The sequence below is a fragment of the Bacillus cereus group sp. N6 genome, from assembly GCF_016483705.1.
GTDB lineage: Bacteria > Bacillota > Bacilli > Bacillales > Bacillaceae_G > Bacillus_A > Bacillus_A wiedmannii.
The window spans coordinates 1-254 of the sequence record NZ_JAEHBI010000294.1 but is presented as its reverse complement, the minus strand read 5'-3'; the positions used below and the strand labels follow the sequence as shown (position 1 = coordinate 254).

Here is a 254-nt window from a genome sequence, read left to right as displayed (position 1 = left end):
TTAGATATGCCTTATCCTCCCTTTAGTTGCCGCATGGGCGAACATTTTTTACGACAAGGGAACATAGAAGCCGCTATCTTTTGGTATACGACAGCTTATCAACAAAAACCATCACGTCGTTATGCTTGGATGTTGAATCAAACTGCTTTTTATACATGGGTTCCCCATCAACAATTAGCACATTGTTATGAACAGCTTGGCGACCACAAAAAAGCAAAAAGGCATCAACAAAAGGCAAAACAATTTCAACAGAA

1 pseudogene is annotated in these 254 nt (G+C 39.4%); it reads left to right on the top strand.

Annotated elements, in window-relative coordinates:
* Nucleotides 1-254 (top strand): annotated as a pseudogene (locus JDS99_RS31345) (glycosyl transferase); the annotation flags it as partial.